The sequence below is a fragment of the Nocardia sputi genome, from assembly GCF_023501985.1.
The window spans coordinates 95092-110002 of sequence record NZ_JAMFLC010000009.1; the positions used below are offsets into that span (position 1 = coordinate 95092).

A 14911-nucleotide genomic window follows, 5' to 3' on the forward strand; every position below is an offset into this window, starting at 1 on the left:
AGATCCGTAGGAAGTCCGTCCACAACCCGGAGCGAAGGCGATGCGGCCGCACAAACCGTGCTCGGGCTGGGTTCCCGGCATCGCACCGCTCTGGTATGCATACCGGTATGAGCAAGGCGACGCGTGTGACCGTCACACTGGACCCCCAGGTGGCCGAATGGGCCAGGGAAGCCGCCGATCGCCAGAACCGCAGCCTGTCGTCGGTGATCAACGCCGCGCTGCGCACCACGCTCGTGCACGACAGCCTGACCGCGCTGGTCATCGACGAGGAAGCCGAACTGGCCGTCGCATACGACGAAGTGGCGCTCACCGAGGCCGCCGAGGACGACGCCAGCGGCTCCGCATGAAACGCGGTGAGGTCTGGCGCTACGCCCCGACGCTCAGTGACGGCACACCTTTTCCCCGGCGCATGACGGTCGTATTGGTGTCCGATTCGGCGGTGATCACCTCGCGCTATCGCTGGCTGCACGTGGTCCCGCTGCGCGCCGCCGACCCCGGCCACGTGCTGGCCACCCACACCGAGCACGGCTGGGCAGACACCCTCGAACTGCACCGCGCCTATCGCCCGTGGCTCACCGAATACCTCGGTGTGCTCACCGCGTCCGAAACGGAATCCCTCGACGCGCGCCTGCGGGCGACGCTGAGTCTGTGAATCCAGCGCCTGCGGCGGCGCATGCTCAGCTGTACGGCGCCGTTACGTCGGGGTGGCCAGGGCGAAGGGCAGGATGGCGTCGGCTCCCGCGGCTCGGAGCGCGTGGGCGGCGACGGTGAAAGTCCAGCCGGTGTCGGTGATGGCGTCCACGAGCAGGATCGGGCCCGGCACGTCGGTCAGGTCGGGGATCTCCCAGGAATCGAACAGTCCGGCCACGCGATGTGCGGAGTTGGCCGCGGAGACCGGCGGCCTGCCCGGCCGGGTGCGCAGGGTGCCGAGGTCGCGCAGGCGGCCGACTTCGGCGAGCCGGGCGGCGAGAGTGGCGGTGAGAACCGGGTAGCGCGGGGACTCCATCGCGAGCACCGAGGTGGGGCGAGCTGCCCAATCCCACTCGCGTAGAACGGCGACGCAGGCGTCGAAGACCGCGTCGGGGACCGGGTCGTCCGGGCCGTCGAGCAGCGCTCGCAGCCGCTGCCCCCAGCCGAGGTCGGTCAGCCTGCCCAGTACGCGGCCGGTCTCGGCGCCGCCGCTGATCTTGCCGGACAAGGGAATTCCCAGCTTGGCCATGCCGGTGGGCCACTGCTTGCGCGGCGCGAGATCCAGGCCGGGGCGGTCGAGGCGAGCCTTGGTCTCGGCGACCGCGTCGGCAGCCACAGTGCGGTCGGGACGGCTGCCGGTGCAGTTGTCGCAGCGGCCGCAGCCGGGCGAATCCGCCGGTTCCGCGGACAGTCCCGGGTCGTCGAGCTGGCGGCGCAGGAACTCCATGCGGCAACCGGCGGTCGACTGATAGTCGATCATGGCCTGCTGCTCGGCCTCCCTGGCGATGGACAAGCGCTCGTAGCGCTCGGTGTCGTAGGTCCAGGGGCGGCCGGTGGCGATCCAACCGCCGCGCACGCGGCGCACCGCACCGTCGACGTCGAGCACCTTCAACACCATCTCCAGCCGGGAGCGGTTCAGCTCCACCAGCGGCTCCAACGCCGCGGTGGACATCGCTCGTTCGGAATCGAGCGCCGCGAGGACGGCGCGCACGATGTGCTCGCGCGGGAAGGCGACGGAGGCGAAGTAGCTCCAGATCCGCGCGTCCTCGGGGCCGGGAAGCAAGACCACCTCGGCCCGGTCGGTGCCGCGTCCGGCCCGTCCCACCTGCTGGTAGTAGGCGATGGGGGAGGAGGGCGCACCGACGTGCACCACGAACCCGAGGTCGGGCTTGTCGAACCCCATGCCGAGCGCTGAGGTGGCGATGAGTGCCTTGACCTCGTTGTTCAGCAGCGCCGCCTCCAGCGCCTCGCGTTCTGCGGGGTCGGTCTGGCCGGTGTAGGCGGCGACGGTGTGGCCGTGGGAGTTCAGCACATCGGCCAGGTCGTGCGCGGCGGCGACGGTGAGCGTGTAGACGATGCCGGAGCCGGACAGCCGGTGCAGGTGACCGCTGAGCCAAGCGGTGCGTTCCACGGCGTCGTCGAAGCGCACGACCGACAGGTGCAGCGACTCGCGATCCAGCGTGCCGCGCAGCACCAGGGTGTCGGTGCCGATCTGGGTGGCGACGTCGGTGACCACCCGGTCGTTGGCGGTCGCGGTGGTCGCGAGCACCGGGACATCCGAGCCGAGATCGGCGATCAGCGTCCGGATGCGCCGGTAGTCCGGCCGGAAGTCGTGGCCCCAGTCCGAGACGCAGTGCGCTTCGTCGATCACCACCAGCCCGGCGTCGGCCGCGAGCCGGGGCAGCACCTGATCCCGGAAGTCCGGGTTGTTCAACCGCTCCGGGCTGACCAGCAGCACGTCGACCGCTCCGGCGGCGACCTGAGCGTGGATCTCGTCCCACTCGGTGACATTGCCGGAGTTGATCGTGGCGGCGACCACCCCGGCGCGCTGCGCCGCCGCGACCTGGTTGCGCATCAGCGCCAGCAGCGGCGACACGATCACCGTCGGCCCGCGTCCGGCCCTGCGCAGCAGCTTGGCGGCGATGAAGTACACCGCCGATTTTCCCCAGCCGGTGCGCTGCACGACCAGCGCCCTGCGCCGCCTGACGACGAGCGCCTCGATGGCGGTCCACTGGTCCTCCCGCAGCCGAGCGCCGGTCCCGGCCAGCTCGCGCAACAGCTGTTCGGCGTGCTCGCGCAGGTCGGGGGTGGTGAGGTCGATCGAAGACGCATCGGTCGCCTGGGTCATGCGCTCCATCGTGCCCCACGACTCCGACAGGCGGCGGCCCGGCCGACCGCCGCCGCGATCGACCGGGCCGACGCCACACGGCCCCGTCTGTCGCGGCTGTCCACCGGCACGGGGTCCTCGGCCACGCGAGCGGCGTTGTCCGGCTCGTCATGGAAATCTCCGGCGACTCGGAGCGCCGACGAGGCGGCGACCGTGTTCAGGCGGGCCGCGCGGTCGCCGCGGCCAACTCGATCAGCCGGGTCCGGACCAGGTCCGGACGCTCTTCCACGATGAAGTGGCCGCAGTCCTGGACCAGTTCCAGGCGGTAGTCCTCGGCGCGCGCGGTCTCCTCGGACGCGAGGGAAGGATGCACCGCCGCGTCCTCGACTCCGAACAGGGTGCGAATCGGGATCCGCGCTCGGCGTCGTTCGCCACGTCCGGCCGAGTGCGGGACTTCGCGCAGCAGGAAAGTGCGGTAGGTGTCGGTCGCGGCGCGGGCGCAGACGGGGTCGCGGAAACGGTCCGTGTACACGCGAATCGCCTGGGGTCCGAACTTCTCGCGGTCGCGTATCGCGCCGGCGAAGACGAGTTCCAAGAAGCGGGTGTGCCGGTGCAGGTAGGCGCCGAAGGCCGCGATGGGCGGTTGGTACACCAGCAACCGCCACGCATGCGGGAGAAAGCTGCGTGGCGTCTGCCACGGGTGGGCGATATTGAGCGCCAGCAGCGCGTCGAATCGTTCCGGTTCCCGCAACACGAGCAGGTGGGCGATATAGCCGCCCCAATCGTGGCCGACCAGCAGGACGCGGTCCAGCCCGAGTGCGTCCAGCAGTGCGAGCAGGTCGGAGGCGACGTCGTCTTTGGCCCACCGGTGCGGCGCGGGACCGGACCAGCCGTAGCCGGGCAGGTCGGGCGCGATGATCCGCAGCCCTTCCGGCGGATCGGCCAGCAGGTGACGGTAGGCGTAGTGATGCTCGGGCCAGCCGTGCAGCGCGAGCACCGGGCGTCCGTCCGCCGGACCAGCCTCGGTGACGTGGAAACGCACGCCGCGGGCGCTCACGTTTGAGCGCCGCACGCCCGGGATCTCCGGCGGGCCGGCCGCCGGGTCGGACTCCGGAGCGGGTGAGAAGAACCAAGGCCGCCAGGGCATAAGCGATGGTATCGAGGAAGTCGCCCGGGGCGGGCCCTATCGGGCCCCGAGTGTCGCAGCGGCGGCAGCACCTCGCCACCGTGGTCGGGACGCTCATCGGCCTGGTGGTGACGGCGATCGGAACCAGCTCGGCTGCCCGAACGAGCCGAATTCGCCGCCACCTCGAGGCGGCACGGGCCGTGAGTTCACGCCGGGCGAGCACGATGCGCCCGGCGCGAAGTCGGCAACGCGACGTTCAGCCCTTGACGCAGAGCACCTGGCGCAGCGTCGCGACCACGTCGACCAGATCCCGCTGTGCGTCGATGACTTCGTCGATGTCCTTGTACGCGGCCGGGATCTCGTCCACCACGCCCGCGTCCTTGCGCGACTCGACGCCCTCGGTCTGGGCGATGAGATCGGCCACGGTGAACTGCTTCTTGGCCGCGTTGCGGCTCATCCGCCGTCCCGCGCCATGCGAAGCCGACTGGAACGAAGCCGGATTCCCCTTGCCGCGCACGACGTAGGAGCGGGTACCCATCGAGCCGGGGATCAGCGCCAGATCACCCGCGCCCGCCCGCACGGCGCCCTTGCGGGTGACCAGCATCGGCACGCCGTCGATCAGTTCTTCCGCCACGTAATTGTGGTGGCACGAAATCGGCTGCTCGAAACGGACTCCGCGATCGGCGAATTCGGCGGCGACCGCACGGCAGACCAGGGCCAGCATCACCGCGCGGTTGCGCGCCGCGTACTCCTGCGCCCAGGTGAGGTCGCGCCGGTATGCCTCCATCTCCGGCGTGCCGGAGACGAAGACCGCCAAGTCGCGGTCGGGCAGATCGACGTTGTGCGGCAGCGTCCGCGCGATCGCCATGTGCCGCTCGGCGAGTTCCTTGCCGATGTTGCGGCTGCCGGAGTGCAGCAGGATCCACACCCGCTCGTCGGAGTCCAGGCAGACCTCGATGAAGTGGTTGCCGCCGCCGAGCGTGCCCATCTGCTTGTGCGCCTTGGACTCTCGTGACTGCACCCGGGCGTCCAGCGCGCCGAACGAACCCCAGAAGCGGTCCCAGCCGGCACGCAGCGTCGCTGTGCTCGCGCCGAGCCCCGCGACCTGGGAACCGAGGCGGGTGACGTCGACGGCGTCGTGATGAGCTTGGAAGCCGACCGGCACCGCCGCCTCGATCCGCGACCGCAGCGAACGCAGGTTGTCGGGCAGGTCCGCCGCGGTGAGGTCGGTGCGCACGCTCTCCATGCCGCAGCCGATGTCCACGCCGACCGCGGCGGGCGACACCGCGTCCCGCATCGCGATCACCGAGCCGACCGTGGCCCCTTTGCCGAGGTGCACGTCCGGCATGACACGGACGCCGTGGACCCATTTCAGCGCGGCGATGTTGCGCAGCTGCTGGAGCGCGGCCTGCTCGACCTCGTGCTCGTGGGCCCACATCAGCGTCTGCGCCTTGGTGCCGCGCAGCTCGACGGGAAACATGATCGATCCTTCCGTTGGTCTTCCATATCAACGGTAGGGACCCACGGCGCGCGGCGCACCCGATTATCCGACCGGCCGGAATGGGTCGCAGATCACCTGGCGGTGTGCTCGAACCGCGCGCGATAGACGCGCTCGGCATTCCCGTGGGCGATGGCGCCGACCAGGGCTTCGGCGTCGGCGGTCGTGATCGCGTCGTCGGCGATCCACTCGTCGATGAGCTCGCCCAGCCCGCGCCGCCAGAGCAGGGCGCCCAGGTAGTGCAGCTCGGCGAGCCCGTAGCCGTCGGAGGAGTAGCACAGCGATCGGAAGGGAGCCAGTTCCAGCGTCTCGGCGAGCACGGCCCCGGCCCGTCGGCCCACGTAGGGGATGGTGAGGCCCAGATCCAGATGGACGTGGTCGAAGACGTGCGCGAGGTAAGCCGCATGGCGATGGAAGGGCCAACAGTGCAGCAGCATCACCGACAACCCGGTGCCCGCGCTGCGGCGCAGGAAGTCGGTGAGCAGCAGGGGGTCGCCGCGCCGCAGACGCAGATCGGGGTCGCCGAATCCGGTATGGAACTGCAAGGGGAGACCGAGTTCGGCGCCGATCCGCGCGCCGAGACCGACCAGCCAGCCGAGGACCTGTGGATCGGTGAGCCGGTGTTGCGGTGCGAAGCTGGTCGGTGGATGATCTCGCAGCGGGAAGTCCAGTCCGCATCGGTAGGCGACGATCGTCTTCAGCCCGACGGCGTCGGCCGCTCGCGCACGCAGCTGCGCCTCGATCCGCTCGTAGACCCCCGAGACCGCGCCGACCTGTGCGATCACTTGCTCGGCCACCTCCTCCAGCCGGACGACCTCCCGCACCTCGCCGTCCGCCAGCGCGGCGAAGTCCGCTGTGCCTCCGCCGATCCCGGTATCCAGGAACCATCGGGTCACGCCGGTCGCGCGCAGCAGCCGCGCGGCGACCTCGTGCGCGCCGAGCCGGTCGCGATGACGCAGGTAGACGTCCGGGCTGACATGCGCGGGCAGGTCGAGCGCGGGGGCGCACCAGCGGCGCACCGCCAGCCCGATCGCGGAATCGAAGCTCCCGTGCGCGCCTTCGCCGAGCAAGCTCTCGAAGCCCGGTCGATTCAAGGTGCGGGTGTGGACGCCGTGACAGTGGTGGTCGGTGAGCTGGACACCGTCGGTGAGCATGTCAGAACCGCCACCGCGTCAGGGCGGCCAGTTCTTCGGGGCTCGCGGCGGCGTACCGCTCGGCTTCGGCCCGGCGCACGGTGAGCAGCGCGTCGTGCAGTTCGGCGCCCATCGCGTCGGCGAGCACTCCGGACGCGGCGAGACGGTCGGCGGCGTCTGCCGGTGTGGTGGGAAGTCGGCGCACATCCGACATCATGCGTGCTTCGGCGTCGAAAGTCGCGGGGTCCCCGGTTATTTCGGCGGGCAGGCGCAGCTGTTCGGCGACGCCCGCGAGCCCGGCCGCGATCACCGATCCGACGATCACGTACGGGTTTCCGGTCGCGTCGAGGCATTTGACCTCGGCGTTGGCCGCCCACGGCTCGGTGCCGCGCACCCCGGTGACGAAGCGCAGCGCGGCCTCTCTGGTCTCGTGTCCCCAGCACTGCCAGACCCCCGCCCAGCGCGACGGCTCCAACCGCAGGAAGCTCGCCGGATTGCCCGCGCCGACGGCGACCAGCGCGGGCAGTTCGCGCAGCACTCCGGCCAGGAACGCCTCGCCGGTCCGCCGCATGCCGTGTGGTCCGTCGCCGCCGGCGAACAGCGGTCCGTCGTCGTCGGTCACCGACAGGTGCAGGTGCGCTCCGGAGCCGGAGCCGCCCGGTTCGATGCAGGGCGCGAGCAGCGCTCGCCAGCCGTGCCGCAGGCTCACTTGACGGATCGTGTGCCGGACCAGCACGGCCCGGTCCGCGGCGGCGACCGGCTCGGTCGGTTCGACCGACAACTCCAGTTGCGCGAGCGCGTATTCCGGGTGGAACTGGGCGACGGCGACGCCTTGCCGTTCCAGCGCCGTGACCAGGTCGTCGGCGTACTCGGCGACCTGCCCGAGGCGCACTATGCCGTAGGCGGGGCCGTGGATCGCGGGAGTGAAGCCGTCGGTGCCGTCGGCGCGTCCCACCGCCCATTCGGTCTCGAAGGCCATGGACAACCGCAGTCCGGCCGCCTGCGCCGCCGCCGTCTGGCGCGCCGCGAAGTGCCGCTGGCAGGCGACGAAGCGGGTGCCGTCCTGGGTGTACTTGTCGGTGGGCGCCCACGCCCAGCCGGGCTGGCAGGCCAGCTCGGTCAGCATGGCCGGATCGGGGATGAGCCGCAGATCGCCGTCCGGCCCGCCGAGATAGCGCCCGACCGCCATCAGATCGTCGAAGGCAAAAGTCTCGAAGCACGGCGACACGCCGACGCCGTACCGGGCCGCCAGGTCCAGCCGCCGCCTGGGCACGGCCTTCACACGCGTGATGCCCGCGTTGTCCACGAAGCTCAACGCGACCATGGATACGTCCAGCCCCCCGATCGGCGCGGTGCCGCCGTCGGCGGGGATGCGATCCGGCGTGGTGGCCATGCCCGACACGATATCGGCTCGGCCGCACCGGTAGCCGCCGCGGCGCGCCTCGCTACTCGGCGGCCAGTGCGGCGGTGATCTCCTCTTCGGTGGGAATCGAACTGCTCGCCCCCAGCCGGGTCGTCGCCAGCGCTCCCGCGGCACAAGCCCAGGTCAGCGCCCATTCGGGACCGCGATGCCAGGCCGCGGCCAGCGCACCGGTGAAGGCGTCGCCAGCTCCGGTGGTGTCGACGACGTTCACCCGCGGGCTGGGCCGGGTCAGCCGTGCGCCGTCCGGGCCGCGATAGTCCGCGCCCGCCGCCCCACGGGTGACCACCACGTGCGCGACCGTGTCGAGCGCCGCGCCCAGGTGCGCGGCCTCGCCCGAATTCACCACGGCCACATCGATGTTCGCCCACAGCTCGGCGGGTACGGTGCGCACCGGCGAAGGGTTCAACAGCACCGTCGTGTCGTGTGCGCGGGCGTGGCGCGCCGCGGCGGCCACCGTGTCGACCGGAATCTCCCACTGGCACAACAGGATATCGGCGGCCGCGATCGCCGCCAGGTCGTCCTCGGTCAGCTCGGTCATCCGCGTGTTGGCGCCGCCGACGACGATGATGCTGTTCTCGCCGTCGCCGTCGACCACGATCGTGGCGACGCCGCTCGGCCCGGCCACGGTGCGCAGCCGGTCGGCCGAGACCCCGGCGTCGGTGAGCGTCCTGCTCAGTGCGCCGGCGAAGACGTCGTCGCCGACCGCCCCGAGGAAGCGCACCTCGCCACCCCCGCGCCGCGCCGCTATGGCCTGATTCGCGCCTTTCCCGCCGGGCACCATGGCGAAGCCGCTACCGAGCACCGTCTCACCGGGGGCGGGCCTGTGGTCGGTCGTGGTCACCAGGTCCATGTTGATGCTGCCCAGCACCACGATCGCCGGAGCGTTCGATTCGACCGTCATATCGCCGGAAGGTAGTCGCCCGGTCCGTGTCACGCACGCGGGCTCGCGCCCGCGCCACCGCGCGGCACAGCGGGTGGGATCGGCGGCGCCGCTGATGCGTAGGCTGTACCCATGACGGTAGGAACGACCACCCAGCCGGATGTTCGCGAGGTGGTGCACGAGGCCGCGCGCAAGGCCCGGGTCGCGTCGCGGGCGCTGGCCCGGCTGACGACCGCGCAGAAGAACGACGCCCTGCATGCCGCCGCCGACGCGTTGCTGGCCGCCGCCGACCGCGTGCTCGCCGCCAATGCCGAGGACATCGCCGCGGCGCAGGCCGCGGGCACCGAGGACTCGCTGCTGGACCGGCTGCGGCTGACCAAGCCCCGTATCGACGGCATCGCCTCGGGATTGCGGCAGGTGGCCGGGCTGCCCGACCCCGTCGGTGTGGTGGTGCGCGGCTCGACCCTGCCCAACGGGCTGGAGATCAAGCAGGTGCGCGTGCCGCTCGGCGTGGTCGGAATGGTGTACGAGGCCCGGCCGAACGTCACCGTCGACGCGTTCGGGCTCACGCTCAAATCCGGCAACGCCGCCCTGCTGCGCGGCTCGTCCTCGGCGGCCCGGTCGAATGCCGCCCTCGTGGCCGTGCTGCGCGAATCGCTCGCCGCGCAGGATATCCCGGCCGACGCCGTGCAGTTGCTGCCGAGCGAGGACCGTTCCAGCGTCACCCATCTGATCCAGGCCCGCGGCTTGGTCGACGTGGTCATTCCGCGCGGTGGCGCCGGGTTGATCAACGCGGTCGTGCGCGACGCGCAGGTGCCCACCATCGAGACCGGCACCGGCAACTGCCACGTCTACGTGCACGCCGCCGCCGATCTCGACATGGCCGAGCAGATCCTGATCAACGCCAAGACTCGCCGTCCCAGCGTGTGCAACGCGGCCGAGACCGTGCTGATCGACGCCGCGATCGCGGATACCGCGCTGCCGCGGCTCACCGCGGCCTTGGAGCGGCACGGCGTCACCATCCACGGTGACCTGCCGGGCCAGGTTCCGGCCTCCGACGCCGACTGGGGCGAGGAGTACCTCACCCTGGACATCGCGCTCAAAGTGGTCGACGGCCTGGACGCGGCGGTGGAGCACATCGACACCTGGGGCACCGGTCACACCGAGGCCATCGTCACCGGTGATCTCGCCGCGGCGCGCGAGTTCACCGGTCGTGTCGACGCCGCCGCCGTGATGGTCAACGCCTCCACCGCGTTCACCGACGGCGAGCAGTTCGGCTTCGGCGCCGAGATCGGCATCTCCACCCAGAAGCTGCACGCGCGCGGCCCGATGGCCCTGCCGGAATTGACCTCCACCAAGTGGATCGTCTGGGGCGAAGGACAGATCCGGCCCGTCTGAGCCGCGAGCGTGGGCGTGAACGATGCCGAGTCGGCGTCGTCGCCGCGCTGCCGTAGCGTGGGGATGGTCGGAAGAAAGGTGCCGGGTGGTGTCGGAGAGCGCAGTACAGGAACCGGTCTTCTCGTCGGTGGAAGACGTGGTCGAACGGTTGGCGAGCACGGGCTACCTGGCGGACAAGGCCACCGCCACCTCGGTGTTCCTCGCCGACCGCTTGGGCAAGCCGCTGCTGATCGAGGGACCGGCGGGTGTGGGCAAGACCGAGCTGGCGCGCGCGGTCGCGCAGACTTCGGGCGCCGAGCTGGTGCGGTTGCAGTGCTATGAGGGCGTCGATGAGGCCCGCGCGCTGTACGAGTGGAACCACGCCAAGCAGATTCTGCGCATCCAGGCTTCCAGTGAGAACGACTGGGAGGAGACGAAGGCCGACGTCTTCACCGAGGAGTTCCTGCTCTCGCGCCCGCTGCTCACCGCGATCCGGCGCACCGACCCCACGGTGCTGCTGATCGACGAGACCGACAAGGCCGACGTCGAGATCGAGGGCCTGCTGCTCGAGGTGCTCAGCGATTTCGCGGTGACGGTGCCGGAACTGGGCACCATCACCGCCAGCCGCAAGCCGTTCGTGGTGTTGACCTCGAACGCCACCCGCGAGCTGTCCGAGGCGCTCAAGCGCCGCTGCCTGTACCTGCACCTGGATTTTCCCGACGAGGAGCTGGAGCGGCGCATCCTGGCCAGCCGGGTACCCGAGCTGTCGGCGGCGGTGGCCGCGCAGCTGGTGCGGATCGTGCACGTCCTGCGCGGGATGCAGTTGAAGAAGCTGCCCTCGGTGGCCGAGTCGATCGACTGGGGCCGGACCCTGCTCGCGCTCGGCTTGCGGGATCTGGACGACACGACCGTGCGCGCCACCCTCGGCGTGGTGCTCAAACACCAGAGCGACCACCAGCGCGCGCTGGCCGAACTGAAGCTGGCCTGAGCCATGGCGACCGGATCGGTCCCCCCGGATGTCGCGTCGCTGAGCGCGCCGCACGGGCTGGCGGGGCATCTGGTCGGCTTCGTGGAGGCGCTGCGAGTGCGGGGGATACCGGTCGGACCTTCGGAGACGGTGGATGCGGGCCGGGTGGTGACCGTGCTCGACCTGATGGACCGCGAGGTGCTGCGCGAAGGACTGGCCTGCGCACTGCTGCGGCGAACCACCCACCGGGCAACCTTCGACGGGCTGTTCGACCTGTGGTTCCCGGTCGCGCTCGGAGAACGCGCTCGCACGGTGGACGAGGTCGAGATCCCGCACACGCCTGCCGGGCAGGTGGACATCCCCGCGCTGCGTGAGCTGCTCGCCGAACTGCTGGCACAGGAGTCGGCGACCCCGCAGCTGGAGGCGCTGGCCGCGCAACTGGTCGAGCAACTCGGCCAGTACCAATCCGCCCGCGGTCCTTCGTTCTCGTCGTACCAGGCGCTGAAAGAGGTGCAGCCGCAGACGTTGCTGGCGAAGATCCTCGCGGGTATGGCCCTCGGACCGGATGCGAGCGAGTTCGACGCCGAAATCGCCCGGCGCGCCGCTCGGCAGCGCATCACCGGTTTCCGCGCGACCGTCGAAGCCGAGACGCGGCGGCGGGTCGCCGAACGGATCGGCCGCGAACGGGTGGCGACCTACGGAGTCGCCCGCCAAGCCGAGGACGTCGACTTCCTGCGCGCCTCGGAGGCCGAACTCACCGAGCTCAAGCGCAGTACCCAGCGGTTGGCCCGCATTCTGGCCGCGCGCCTGGCCGCACGGCGCAGGCACGCTCACCGCGGCGCCATCGATCTGCGCCGTACGCTGCGCGCGTCCATGTCGACCGGCGGGGTCCCCATTGATCTGGTGCACCGTAAGCCGCGGCCGGGACGCCCCGAACTGGTACTGCTGTGCGACGTCTCCGGTTCGGTGGCCGGCTTCAGCAGCTTCACGCTGTTGCTGGTGAGCGCGCTGCGCGAACAGTTCTCCCGGGTGCGTATCTTCGCCTTCGTCGACCAGATCGATGAGGTGACCCGATTCTTCGATCCGCACACCCAACTGGATCGGGCGATGGCCAGGATCTTCGGTGAGGCGAGCGTCGTCGGCCTGGACGGGCACTCCGACTACGGCAATGCGCTGGCCGGGTTCGCCAGGGATTTCCCGGACGCCGTCACGAGCCGCAGTTCGCTGCTGATCCTCGGCGACGCACGCACGAACTACCGTGATCCCGAGCTGAACACTTTGCGGTCGCTGGTCGGGGTCGCCAAGCACGCGCACTGGCTCAATCCGGAACCGCGCAATCAGTGGGGCTCCGGCGATTCCGCCGCGGACAAGTACCGCGAGGTGATCGAGATGCACGAATGCCGCTCGGCCAAACAGCTCACCGCGGTCGTCTCGCGGCTGCTGCCGGTGTAGGAGACGAGCATGGACGACGCCGCGCTGCTGCGCTATTGCCTGGCCAAGCCGGGCGCCTGGCAGGACGAGCCGTGGGAGGGCGACGTCGTCGCCAAGGTCGGCGACAAGATCTTCGCGTTCCTCGGCGCGACGTCGGTCGGCGTGAAATGTGGACGGACCCGCGAAGAGGCCGACGAACTGGTCCGGGTGTACCCGCAGGACGTGGCGGCGTCGGCCTACATCGGACGGTACGGCTGGAACGTCGTCCAGCTCGCCGGGGCCGTTCCGGACGACGAACTGTACGAACTCGTCGACCTCTCCTACGAGGCCGTCGTGAGCAAGCTGCCGAAGAGCAAGCGCCCCAGCGCCGGACCGGAAAGCGTTCGTTAAGGGAACCTTTGGCGCGCGCCGACAAGATCGGCGGCCATGGTGAACAGTACGCCCAACGGTCCGGCGGCGGTGCACGACAACTATTCGTTCCAGGTCGACCTGCGCGGGATCGTCGATCTGCTCTCTCATCACCTCTACTCGAGTCCGCGGGTCTATCTGCGCGAGCTGCTGCAGAATGCCGTCGACGCGGTCACCGCGCGCGCCCGGCTGGATTCGGGCGCGCCCACCGCGATACGGCTCACCCTGGACGAGTCCGGCCTGCGCGTCAGTGATCCCGGCATCGGTTTGACCGAGACCGACGTCCACCGGTTCCTCGCCACCATCGGCCGCTCGTCCAAACGCGACGAGATCGAGGGCGCACGACGAGAGTTCCTCGGACAGTTCGGCATCGGACTGCTGGCTTGCTTCACCGTCGCCGAGACCATCCGGGTGGTCACCCGATCGGCCACCGACACGACCGCACCGCCTGTCGAGTGGTCGGCCTCCGCCGACGGCACGTACTCGGTGCGCTCGCTCCATCCGGGCGACCACGCCGAGCCGGGCACCACGGTGTGGCTCACTCCCCGCGGGGGAGCGCGGGCGTGGTTCCAGCCGCAACGGGTGATCGATCTGGCCCGTGAATTCGGCTCGCTGCTGCCCTATGCGGTGACGGTGGAGTCGGACGGCGTCGTGACGACGATCACCGACGGGGTTCCGGTCTGGCGGCGCGCGTATCCGACGGCGGGCGAGCGCAGGGCCGCTCTGCTCGAATACGGTCACCGGAGGCTGGGCTTCCAGCCGCTCGATGTGATCGACCTCGATGCCGGGGCTGCCGGGGTCAGCGGCGTGGCCTATGTGCTGTCCCAGCCGGGGAACCCGTCGGAGAGCAGCGCGCATCGGGTGTACCTGAAAGGAATGTTGCTCGGCGACGCGGTGCGCGGCGTGCTGCCGGACTGGGCGTTCTTCGTGCGCTGTGTGATCGACACCGACACGCTGCGGCCCACCGCGTCGCGGGAGGCGCTCTACGAGGACGAGCGGCTGGCCGTCGTCCGCGAGGTGCTCGGCGATCGGATCCGGGACTGGCTCACCGAGATCGCCGCCGAACAACCGCAGCGCCTGGCCGCGTTCCTGTCGGTGCACGCACTCGGGGTCAAGGCGATGGCGGGCCATTCGGTCGACCTGCTGCGCATCATGCTGCCCCATCTGAGTTTCGAGACCACAGACGGGCGCGTGCCGCTCACCGAGTTCGCCCGCAATCACCGCACCGTGCGAGTGACCTCCACAGTCGAGGAGTTCCGCCAGGTGGCCTCTACCGCCGCGGCACAGGGCATCGGCGTCGTCAACGGCGGCTACGCCTACGACCGCGAGCTGATCATGCAGCTGCCCCGGTTGCTGGCGGGCGTCGAGGTGGTCGAACTGGACGCCGACGCGATCACCGCGGCACTCGACCCGGTCGACCCGGACGACGAATTGGCGCTGGCCCGGGTACTCGCGCTGGCGCGCACCACGCTCGATCCGCTCTCCTGCGACGTGATCGTGCGAGCCTTCCATCCGGTCTCGGTGCCCGCGCTCTACCTCGACGGGCGCGCCGCCCGCAACGAACGGGCCAGGGCGCAGACGGCCGAGGACGCCGACGAACTGTGGACCGAGATCCTCGGCGCACTGGCGGTCACCGCGCCGCGTGCACAGCTCGTGCTCAACCACCGCAGCCCGATCGTGCGCAGGCTGGCCCGTATCGGTGACTCGGGCTTCCTGAAGACGGCGGTGGAATCGCTGTACGGCCAAGCCTTGCTGATGACCCACCGTCCGCTCAGCGCCGCGGATACGGCATTGCTCAACCGCGCCTTCGGCGAATTCCTCGGTTGGGCCACCCAGCGGGCCGCCGACCGCGGCGAAGAGACGGAGTGAGC

At 70.6% G+C, this 14911-nt stretch carries 13 protein-coding genes; 7 read left to right on the forward strand and 6 right to left on the reverse strand.

Annotated features, from left to right (window positions below; all coding sequences use genetic code 11):
- Positions 1-107 precede the first annotated feature (107 nt).
- Both M8859_RS14560 and M8859_RS14565 read left to right on the forward strand, forming a co-directional pair.
- Positions 108-347, forward strand: a complete 240-nt coding sequence (locus M8859_RS14560) for a DUF6364 family protein (RefSeq protein ID WP_249644348.1) — start codon at positions 108-110, stop codon at positions 345-347.
- A complete protein-coding gene (locus M8859_RS14565; RefSeq protein ID WP_223517727.1) occupies positions 344-652 on the forward strand; it encodes a hypothetical protein in 309 nt (102 codons plus the stop codon). The genes M8859_RS14560 and M8859_RS14565 overlap by 4 nt, the downstream gene beginning before the upstream one ends.
- Positions 653-694: 42 nt before the next feature.
- Here the strand turns inward: M8859_RS14565 and M8859_RS14570 are convergent, their stop codons facing one another.
- From M8859_RS14570 to M8859_RS14595, 6 genes are all read right to left on the reverse strand, one after another.
- Positions 695-2818 carry a RecQ family ATP-dependent DNA helicase gene (locus M8859_RS14570; RefSeq protein ID WP_321210227.1) on the reverse strand — a complete coding sequence of 708 codons (2124 nt, stop codon included), beginning with the start codon at positions 2816-2818 and terminating at the stop codon, positions 695-697.
- Between the two features lie 196 nt (positions 2819-3014).
- A complete protein-coding gene (locus tag M8859_RS14575) occupies positions 3015-3944 on the reverse strand; it encodes an alpha/beta fold hydrolase (protein WP_249644349.1) in 930 nt (309 codons plus the stop codon).
- A 235-nt stretch (positions 3945-4179) separates the two neighbouring features.
- Positions 4180-5403: an RtcB family protein gene (locus tag M8859_RS14580; protein ID WP_195140992.1), complete on the reverse strand. Its 1224-nt coding sequence runs from the start codon at positions 5401-5403 to the stop codon at positions 4180-4182.
- Between the two features lie 92 nt (positions 5404-5495).
- Entirely contained in the window at positions 5496-6575 is a 1080-nt protein-coding gene (locus tag M8859_RS14585; RefSeq protein ID WP_249644350.1) for an amidohydrolase family protein, read from the reverse strand.
- A gap of 1 nt (position 6576) precedes the next feature.
- The gene (locus tag M8859_RS14590) at positions 6577-7947 is read right to left on the reverse strand and encodes a type I glutamate--ammonia ligase (protein ID WP_249644351.1); all 1371 of its coding nucleotides are present in this window, start codon (positions 7945-7947) and stop codon (positions 6577-6579) included.
- Positions 7948-7999: 52 nt separating this feature from the next.
- Complete coding sequence (locus M8859_RS14595) at positions 8000-8878, reverse strand: ribokinase (protein ID WP_195140994.1); 879 nt, start codon at positions 8876-8878, stop codon at positions 8000-8002.
- A 111-nt stretch (positions 8879-8989) separates the two neighbouring features.
- Between M8859_RS14595 and M8859_RS14600 the strand changes: the two genes are divergently transcribed.
- The 5 genes from M8859_RS14600 to M8859_RS14620 all read left to right on the forward strand — a co-directional run bounded on the left by M8859_RS14600 (position 8990) and on the right by M8859_RS14620 (position 14909).
- Positions 8990-10255, forward strand: a complete 1266-nt coding sequence (locus tag M8859_RS14600) for a glutamate-5-semialdehyde dehydrogenase (RefSeq protein WP_249644352.1) — start codon at positions 8990-8992, stop codon at positions 10253-10255.
- A gap of 85 nt (positions 10256-10340) precedes the next feature.
- Entirely contained in the window at positions 10341-11222 is an 882-nt protein-coding gene (locus tag M8859_RS14605; protein WP_159928117.1) for an AAA family ATPase, read from the forward strand.
- 3 nt (positions 11223-11225) lie between these two features.
- Positions 11226-12653 carry a vWA domain-containing protein gene (locus M8859_RS14610; RefSeq protein ID WP_159928119.1) on the forward strand — a complete coding sequence of 476 codons (1428 nt, stop codon included), beginning with the start codon at positions 11226-11228 and terminating at the stop codon, positions 12651-12653.
- A 9-nt stretch (positions 12654-12662) separates the two neighbouring features.
- On the forward strand, positions 12663-13022 hold the full coding sequence (locus M8859_RS14615) for an MmcQ/YjbR family DNA-binding protein (protein ID WP_159928121.1): 360 nt from the start codon (positions 12663-12665) through the stop codon (positions 13020-13022).
- A 36-nt stretch (positions 13023-13058) separates the two neighbouring features.
- The gene (locus tag M8859_RS14620) at positions 13059-14909 is read left to right on the forward strand and encodes an HSP90 family protein (RefSeq protein ID WP_159928123.1); all 1851 of its coding nucleotides are present in this window, start codon (positions 13059-13061) and stop codon (positions 14907-14909) included.
- The last annotated feature ends 2 nt before the right edge of the window (positions 14910-14911 follow it).

Excerpts from the sequence above, each read along its gene's own strand:
- M8859_RS14590 (WP_249644351.1), bottom strand. The coding sequence starts at position 7,947 with ATGGCCACCACGCCGGATCGCATCCCCGCCGACGGCGGCACCGCGCCG.
- M8859_RS14610 (WP_159928119.1), top strand. The coding sequence starts at position 11,226 with ATGGCGACCGGATCGGTCCCCCCGGATGTCGCGTCGCTGAGCGCGCCG.
- M8859_RS14585 (WP_249644350.1), bottom strand. The coding sequence starts at position 6,575 with ATGCTCACCGACGGTGTCCAGCTCACCGACCACCACTGTCACGGCGTC.
- M8859_RS14620 (WP_159928123.1), top strand. The coding sequence starts at position 13,059 with ATGGTGAACAGTACGCCCAACGGTCCGGCGGCGGTGCACGACAACTAT.
- M8859_RS14565 (WP_223517727.1), top strand. The coding sequence starts at position 344 with ATGAAACGCGGTGAGGTCTGGCGCTACGCCCCGACGCTCAGTGACGGC.
- M8859_RS14560 (WP_249644348.1), top strand. The coding sequence starts at position 108 with ATGAGCAAGGCGACGCGTGTGACCGTCACACTGGACCCCCAGGTGGCC.
- M8859_RS14600 (WP_249644352.1), top strand. The coding sequence starts at position 8,990 with ATGACGGTAGGAACGACCACCCAGCCGGATGTTCGCGAGGTGGTGCAC.
- M8859_RS14615 (WP_159928121.1), top strand. The coding sequence starts at position 12,663 with ATGGACGACGCCGCGCTGCTGCGCTATTGCCTGGCCAAGCCGGGCGCC.
- M8859_RS14575 (WP_249644349.1), bottom strand. The coding sequence starts at position 3,944 with ATGCCCTGGCGGCCTTGGTTCTTCTCACCCGCTCCGGAGTCCGACCCG.
- M8859_RS14595 (WP_195140994.1), bottom strand. The coding sequence starts at position 8,878 with ATGACGGTCGAATCGAACGCTCCGGCGATCGTGGTGCTGGGCAGCATC.
- M8859_RS14570 (WP_321210227.1), bottom strand. The coding sequence starts at position 2,818 with ATGACCCAGGCGACCGATGCGTCTTCGATCGACCTCACCACCCCCGAC.
- M8859_RS14580 (WP_195140992.1), bottom strand. The coding sequence starts at position 5,403 with ATGTTTCCCGTCGAGCTGCGCGGCACCAAGGCGCAGACGCTGATGTGG.